This is a genomic window from Thiorhodococcus mannitoliphagus, from assembly GCF_010915725.1.
Classification (GTDB): Bacteria; Pseudomonadota; Gammaproteobacteria; order Chromatiales; family Chromatiaceae; genus Thiorhodococcus; species Thiorhodococcus mannitoliphagus.
This window is the reverse complement of the sequence record NZ_JAAIJR010000189.1, coordinates 1-7,882: the sequence shown is the minus strand read 5'-3', so window position 1 is coordinate 7,882 and position 7,882 is coordinate 1. Positions and strand designations below refer to the sequence as shown.

General features: G+C 64.5%; 2 protein-coding genes and 1 pseudogene. 1 reads left to right on the top strand and 2 read right to left on the bottom strand.

What is annotated here, in order from left to right:
* The first annotated feature begins 401 nt into the window (after positions 1-401).
* Positions 402-1,151, top strand: coding sequence for a Crp/Fnr family transcriptional regulator (locus G3480_RS24135; RefSeq protein ID WP_164656783.1), 750 nt, complete (start codon positions 402-404; stop codon positions 1,149-1,151).
* 271 nt (positions 1,152-1,422) lie between these two features.
* Here the strand turns inward: G3480_RS24135 and G3480_RS24130 are convergent.
* Positions 1,423-3,162 (bottom strand): annotated as a pseudogene (locus G3480_RS24130) (putative bifunctional diguanylate cyclase/phosphodiesterase); the annotation flags it as partial.
* Between the two features lie 75 nt (positions 3,163-3,237).
* Complete coding sequence (locus G3480_RS24125) at positions 3,238-7,860, bottom strand: PAS domain S-box protein (protein ID WP_206171870.1); 4,623 nt, start codon at positions 7,858-7,860, stop codon at positions 3,238-3,240.
* Between the last annotated feature and the right edge of the window lie 22 nt (positions 7,861-7,882).

Genomic DNA, 7,882 nt, shown 5'->3' with positions numbered 1-7,882 from the left:
GTCGGTAGGATGGGCAAAGTCCGCACTCGGGGCTTGAGCGTCACCTCGGCGCTGGACGGACGTGCCCATCCTGCAAAGCGCTGAGCGGGGATGATGGGCACGCCCCTTGACCCCCTCGCACTCCGAAAGAAGCCCATCGCCAGGGCTTTGCCCATCGGGATCTGACTATTCGGCGCTTGAGGGAGGAATCGCGGACATGGGGAGAAACAGGGGAGTCGGCTCAGGTCGATCGAACAAAGCCGCTTTTCTGACCTCTGAAAAAGGGCGCGCAGACAGCCTTTCGTGGAGAAAGTGTTGACGCAGAAGGTACGCCAGCGAACAGAATCCGCCTTGACAGCCTGACGTCGTCAACCCTGAAATGGGCGTAGTCCGATTCTGGACGGCCATCTTGGAGGTGGCGCATGTCCATCATGCCCAAGCTACCGCCCCCGAACCCACGACAAAACCATCTGCTCGCCGCCCTGCCAGAGGATGAATACGCGCGCCTGAGTGTGGAGCTGGAACTGGTCCCGCTGCAGCTCGGCATGGCCATCTACGAGCCTGGCGTGGAATTGAACCATGTCTATTTCCCGACCGACGCCATCGTCTCACTGCTGTACGTCATGGAGAACGGCGCCTCCGCCGAGATCGCCGTGGTCGGCAACGAGGGCATCGTCGGCATCGCCCTCTTCATGGGCGGCGGCACCATGCCGAATCGGGCCGTGGTGCAGAGCGCGGGCCACGCCTATCGCATGAAGGGCAAATTGCTCAAGCTGGAGTTCGCCCGCTTCGGTGGACGTCGGCACGGGACTTTGCACCCGCTGCTGCTGCGCTACACCATGGCCTTGCTGACTCAGATGGCCCAGACCGCCGTCTGCAATCGCCACCATACGGTGGACCAGCAGCTCTGCCGCTGGCTCCTGCTCAGTCTGGACCGGCTGCCCTCCAATGAGCTGCAGATGACCCAAGAATTGATCGCCAACATGCTGGGCGTGCGCCGCGAGGGCGTCACCGAAGCCGCCGGGCGCTTGCAGAAGGCCGGATTGATCCACTACAGCCGGGGGCATATCGACGTGCTGGATCGACCGGGGCTGGAGGCAAGGGTGTGCGAATGCTACGAGGTGGTCAGGCAGGAGTTCGAGCGCCTGCTGCCCGAAGTGCCCAAGAAATAGCGCACCCTATCTGGATTCGATGTCAACGCCTGGCCATCATCTCAACACCTATCGGTTTCCCGAAATCAACCGGAACAGCCGCTCCAAGCCTGCTTAGAAAGTGTCCATCAATTGTTTCCCGATGCGAGCGATGCCGCCCGAAATCCCCCCTAGCCCCCCTTTGCGAAAGGGGGGAAGTTGTTGATGGACGCTTTCTTAGCCAGGCCATCCTGGCCTGGTTTGCCAGGGCTGGAAGCCCTGGCTACATAAAACCGATAGGTGGTGAGGGCCATCATGAAGGAACTGCGCGGCTGGCCGAATCGGCAAAGGCGGATGATGGTCGCCAGTCGGCCAGCCAGCCGGGTAGCTCCTGGGCCGGCATCGGGTGGGCAATGCCGTAGCCCTGAACCAGCGCACAATCGAGTTGCAGCAGCCGCTCGGCCTGCTCCGGGGTCTCCACCCCTTCGGCGATGACCTGGCGGTGGAAGGTCCGAGCCAGGTCCAGAATGCGCTCGACCATCGCCAGATCATCGGAGTTGCTGAGCATGTCGCCGACGAAGCCTGGATCGATCTTCAGCGCGGTGACCCCCAAGCGTTTCAGATAGGTCAGCGAGGAATCGCCAAGCCCAAAGTCGCCCAGGGCGCAGCCCACCCCGAGTTCGAGGCAGTCCGCGATGATCTGGGAGACATGCGCCAGGTCTTGCATCGCGCTGATTTCCCTGATCTCCAGCGCCAGACTCGCCGGCTTGACGCCGGGATGCGCCGCCAGGAGCGCACGCAGACGCGCGACAAAGTCCGCCTGCTGTAACTGGCAAGAGCCGATATTGACGCTGACCGGGAGGTCGAGGCCGTGCTCCCGCCAGAGGCCCATCTGGGTCAGCGCGCTGTCAATGACCCATTCGCCGAGTTCGGTCGCCAGCGGATCACCCTCGATCACCGGCAGGAAGGCGCGCGGGAGCAGGAGTCCTCGCTCCGGATGCTGCCAGCGGATCAAGGCCTCGACACCGATGACCGCCCCGCTGCGCAGGTTGACCTTGGGTTGGTAATAGAGCACGAATTCGCCTGCGACCAGGGCGCCGCGAATGCGCTCCAGACGCTCATGCTCAAGATCGATGCGATGCTCCTGTTCGACGTTGAAGACGTGGTAATGATTCTTGCCGGTTCGTTTGGACTGATACATGGCCTGATCGGCCTGACGCAGCAGTTGATCCGCGTCCATCACGCCCGGCTGCGGATAGAAGGTGACGCCGAGGCTGGCCGAGACCTGCACGACGAGATCGCCGAGGGAGACCGGCGCGGCGGCCGCGGCGAGCAAGCGATTGAGCAAGGGCACACTGGTGTCGCTGTTGTCCAGATCGACCAACACGGCAACGAACTCGTCACCACCGAGACGCGCCAGGGTGTCGCCTTCGCGCAGGACCTGCTTCATCTGTTCAGCCAGGGTCATCAACAACTGGTCGCCAACGGCGTGGCCGTGACGGTCATTGACGGCCTTGAAACCATCCAGGTCGAGATAGACCACCGCCAGCTGTTGTCGCCGTCGCTGGGTCTGCGCCATGGCCTGGTGCAGCCTGTCGGCCAGCAGGCGGCGGTTGGGCAATCCGGTCAGGGCGTCAAAATGGGCGAGGCGTGCAAAACGCGCTTCGCTGTCGCGCAGTGCCTGCTCGCGCTCGCGCAACTGGATTTGCAAGCCAACCCGCAGGCGCAGCACCGGCGGATTGATCGGCTTGGGGATGAAATCCGCCGCGCCGGCCTCCAAGGCAGCAATCTCAAAGTCTGGATCCTGACTGGCGGTCACCTGGATCACCGGAATGTCCTTCAGGCGCGGGTCGACCTGAAGCCTCCGGCATAGGGTGTAACCGTCCATCTCCGGCATCATGACATCGAGCAGGATCAGCGCCGGCGGCGCCTCCCTGTTCAGCCGTTCGAGCGCCCGCGCCCCGGATAAGGCAAATTCGCATTGGTATTGGGGCATCAGCGCCGCCCCCATGAGTTGGACGCTGGCGGGGTCGTCGTCGACGATCAGGATCCGCGTGCTCGCATTCTTGGACATTGAAAACCTCGTCCGGAATGGTCGGTGTTGATTCGAAGGTTGGCCAGATGGGTGTCAAGGTGCGGACGTCAGCAGCGCCAACGCCTCGTCGAAGCGCAGCGATCGGATCGCCTCGGCCAGCGCCGCAGTCGCAGCTTGACCGTCGCGCCGCACCAGGGCCGGTTCCAGGGCCTCGAACAGCGCCAGTGCGGCCAGGTCACAACGGGCAAGCGCAGCCTGCAGCGCGGCCAGTTGCGTCGGGTCGAGCCGCGTAGCTTCCTGCGGCGCCGGCTGGGTGCGATCCTCCAGCCAGGGCGTCAGCGCGGCCAGGAGTGCGGTGAGCTGCCCTTCGAAAGCATTGATCAAGTCCTCGACATCGGTATTCCCTTCCAAGAGGCGCTGCTCCAATGTCCGGGCAGTCCTGATCAGATCTCGCGCGCCAAGATATCCCGCGCGCCCCCGCATTGAGTGGATCCGCCGGGCGGCGGCGTCAATCGCGCCGCGCGCCAGGTCATCGCGCGTGCGCTGTGCGATATCGCGAAAGTCAGTGATCAAAGGAGGCAGCAACTTCACAAAGAGTGACCAATCGTTGCCGAGGAGCCGCGCCGCCTCACGGGTGTCGAGTCCGGGGATGTCGGGAAAGTCCGTGCGCGGTGCCCCGGAGAGCGTTGCTGTAGGGATGCCGCTGGGCGATGCCGCCTCCGTCGCGGGCGTCTTGAGCCAACGCTGCAGCACCACGACCAGTTCCTCCAGGTCCACGGGCTTGGCCAGAAAGTCGCTGAGCCCGGCCTCCTGCGCCTGCTGGCGCTGCTCGTCCAGCACGCCGGCGGAGAAGGCGATCACGGGCAGCTCGGTCAGGCCAAGCGCCTGGCGGATCGCGCGGGTCGCGGTGAGTCCGTCCATCACCGGCATCTGGATGTCCATCAGCACGGCATCGACATCCTGGGAGTGGGCGCGCAGCCAGTCCACGGCCTGTTGGCCATCGACGAGCAGCGTCGCACGGGCGCCCTCGCGCCGCAGTGCGTGCTCGACCACCTCCTGATTCAGGGAGCTGTCATCCACCACCAGACAATGCACGCCGCTCAGACGCGGTCCGCCCAGCCAAGCCTCGGGTGCGACCTCGTCCGACGGCCTGTCGTCCGCGCTGGCCCGCTCGAAGGGCAGTTCGCACCAGAAGGTACTGCCGACCCCCAGGGTGCTGTCGACGCCAAAGGTGCCCTCCATCCGCTCCACCAACTGCTGGCTGATGGCCAGCCCCAGCCCAGTGCCGCCGAACCTGCGGGTGATGCTCCCGTCGGCCTGGCGAAAGGCGGTGCCCAGGGTGGCCTGGTCCTCGGGGCTGATCCCGATCCCAGTGTCATGGACCTCCAGACGCAGCCGCACCTGCTGAACGTCCATGTCCGCTTGGCTGACCTGGATGCGCACCTCGCCCTGCTCGGTGAATTTCACGGCGTTGCCGACCAGGTTGACGAGGATCTGTTCCAGCCGCAGCGGGTCGCCGCGCAGCCAGGCGGCGAGATCCGCCGGCATCTCGAGCCGAAAGTCGAGCCCCTTGGACCGGGCCTGCTGACCCATTAGGCTCGCGACCTGCGCCAACACAGCCGCCGGCGAGAAGGTGCTTGCGGTCAGCCGCAACTGACCGGCCGCGAGCTTGGAGACATCGAGGATGTCGTTGACGAGCGCGAGCAGGGTTTTCCCGGCCTCGCGCAGCCGTTGGACCAGGTGGCATTGCTCGGCGGACAGCGCCTCGCCTTCCAGCAGTTGCGCCAGGCCCAGCATGGCATTGAGCGGGGTGCGGATCTCATGGCTCATGTTGGTCAGGAACTCGGATTTGACGCGTGCCGCCTGCTCAGCCGCCTCACGGGCATTATTGAGATCGGTCACGTCATAGAAGGTATTGAGATAGAGGATCTCGGGTGAGGTTTCGAGCGGCGCGGCAAAGGCCATCAGTGCCCGCCTCTGGCCATCCTTGCAGCAGACAGTCAGCTCGGTCGGTTCGCAGACCCTCCCATTGTGCGTCACGCGTTGCAGTGCCTGCCGTCGCAGATCTACGACGCGTTGCCGATCATCCGGGTCGGGAAACGCCTTGAGCCGCCAATCCGACCAGGTGGGAATGTCTTCCAGCGTATAGCCGAAGGTCTCGATGAAGGCGGGGTTGAGGTAGGTGACGGCCCCGCTCTCATAGGCGATGGCCATGGGCACCGGCGCGGCGTCGATGATGGCGCGGGCACGCGCCTCGCTGGCTTGCAAGTCCGCCTTGAGCTGCTTGTCGCCCGTGATGTCAACCGTCATGGCCAGAATGTGGGTCTTGCCTTGCATCTCGATCGTACTCAGATGCACCCATTCCCAAATGGTGTTGCCATTGGCACAGCGATAGTGCCACTCGAACTGCTGCGGACCTTCCTGCAGCGTCTTGGCGTGCCATTTCACCGCGTCGTCGGCGGAGTAAGGCGGTTCGAGCCAGAGCTGAGGGGACGCCGACTTCAGCGCCTCGACCGAGTCGAAACCGTATTGTGCGCAAGCGGTTGGGTTGGCATCCAGCATCTCGGCGGTGTCCGCGTCGTGGATCAGGATGCAGAGCGGCGCGTTCATGAACATCGCGCGGAACCGTTGCTCGCTCTCGCGCAGGGCGTGGTCGGCCGCGCGGCGTTCGCTGATATCCGTGTGCGTGCCAATCATGCGCAGGGGCTGGCCATCGGCGCCCCGCTCCATCACCTTCCCGCGGGCGAGGATCCATTTCCAGCGACCATCCTCGCAGCGCATCCGGTGCTCATTGACATAAAGGGGCGTCTTGCCCTCGAGATGGGCCTGCACGTCCACCAGCGCGCGCGGCAGATCTTCCGGATGGACATGTTGCTTCCATGCGCCGGGAAGGTTTTCGATCTCCTCGTCGCTGTATCCCAGCATCGCCTTCCAGCGATGGGAGAAGAAGACCCGATCGCTCGAGATGTCCCAGTCCCACACCCCATCGCCCGCACCCTCCAGCGCGAACTGCCAGCGCTGCTCGCTCGCTCGCAATGCCGCTTCGCCCTGCCGGCGCGCGCTGATGTCGACATAGGCGACGACCACCCCGTAGTCGGGATGATCGGTGGGCATGGCGCTGACCGAGAGCCAGGTGAGGCCGTCTGGCTTGACGATGCCCACCTCCTGATCGCGGACCGGACGCTGCTCGACCATGGCGCGCACGCTGGCATAGGCATCCGCCGACAGGGGCGCACCGTCCGGGCGGATGATCGTCCATTCCGGGCCGGCAAAATTGCGCCGCAGATGCTCCTCGCGCGTGATGCCGAGGAGTCTTTCCGAAGCCGGGTTGCAATCGACGACCTGGCCTGACCGATCCGTGATGGAGATCCCGATCGGCTGGAGGTCGAAGATGATGCGCAGCATGCCCTCGGAGGCCCGCAAGGCGGCGGTGCGCTCCGCGACCAGGTCTTCCAGATGCGTCCGCTCGGCCTCCAGGGCCGCCCAGGCCGCTTTCGTCTCGGTGACGTCGTGGAGACAGACCACGATGCCCTGCACCCTTCCGTTCTGCCAGAAAGGAGCATAGGTGGCCTCGAGATCGAGGCGCTGGCCATCCGGGCCAGCGATCTCAATACTGAAACGCCTTGTCTCACCGCTGAGGGCGGCCTCCAGCTCGGGCGCGATGCGGGCATAGAGATCCTCTCCCACCACCTCAGAGACCAGGCAACCTTGCAGCGCCCGCGGCGTGACCTGGAAGCGTTCGGCATAAGCCGGGTTGACGACCTGATAGCGCAGGTCGCGGTCGACGAACAGCAGCATGTCGCGAGAGGTCTCCACAATCTGCTGGAAGCGGCGCAGCTCCAGTTCTGCCTCTTTGCGGGCGGTGATCTCCATGACGCACCCGCGCATCCGCTGCGGTTTGCCGGTGGAATCGACGCTGAACTCACCCAGACCCTGCATCCAATGCAGGCTGCCGTCAGGCCAGACGACCCGAAAGTCGCGGGAGAATCGCTCCCCTGTCGTCATGCCACGCGCGAGTTCTTCGCTAACTCCGGTGGCATCGTCTGGATGCAGGCGGCTCAGGAAGCCTTCATAGGTCCCATCGAATGCGCCGGATACGAATCCCCAGAGGGATTCATGCCGTTGCGACCAGAGGATCCGATTGGCGGCAATGTCCCAGTCGTAGGTGCCCAACTGAGCCGCGTCGAGCGCCAAGGTGAGCCGTTCCTTGCTCTCGCGGAGCGCATCCATCTCCTTGCTCAGGGTGATGTCACTGATGGTGAGGCGGCAGACGGGCGACCCCTCGGCCTCTGCTGCAATGACGGCTTCGAACCGAACCCAGAGTGCCGCACCGTCCGCTTTCATCATCCGCAAGCTGCAGACCTGCGACTCAGCGTCCGTGCCTGAGTCCGCAGAGGCCCCACCCTGGGCCGCAAAGAGCGACTTGCGGAACAGGTAGAAGACATCCTGGTCCTCCCTGGCGATGAACCGGGAGAGCGGCTGACCGGTCAGTGCGCCTCGGGCCAGCCCCAGCAGCCTGGCGGCGGTCAGATTGGCCTCCAGGATCAGTCCCGGTTCAGACAGGGTGCAATAGCCGACCGGCGCCAGCTCGTAGAGGTCGAAGTAACGGGCGCGCGCGGCCTCGATCTCCGCCTGCGCGCGGCGCAGTTCCTCGTTTTGCAGAGTGCGGCCTCTGAATGATGTCTCAGCAACAGCATTCGGCGCCGAACTGATCAATGCGCTGCCAGAACTGAGTCCA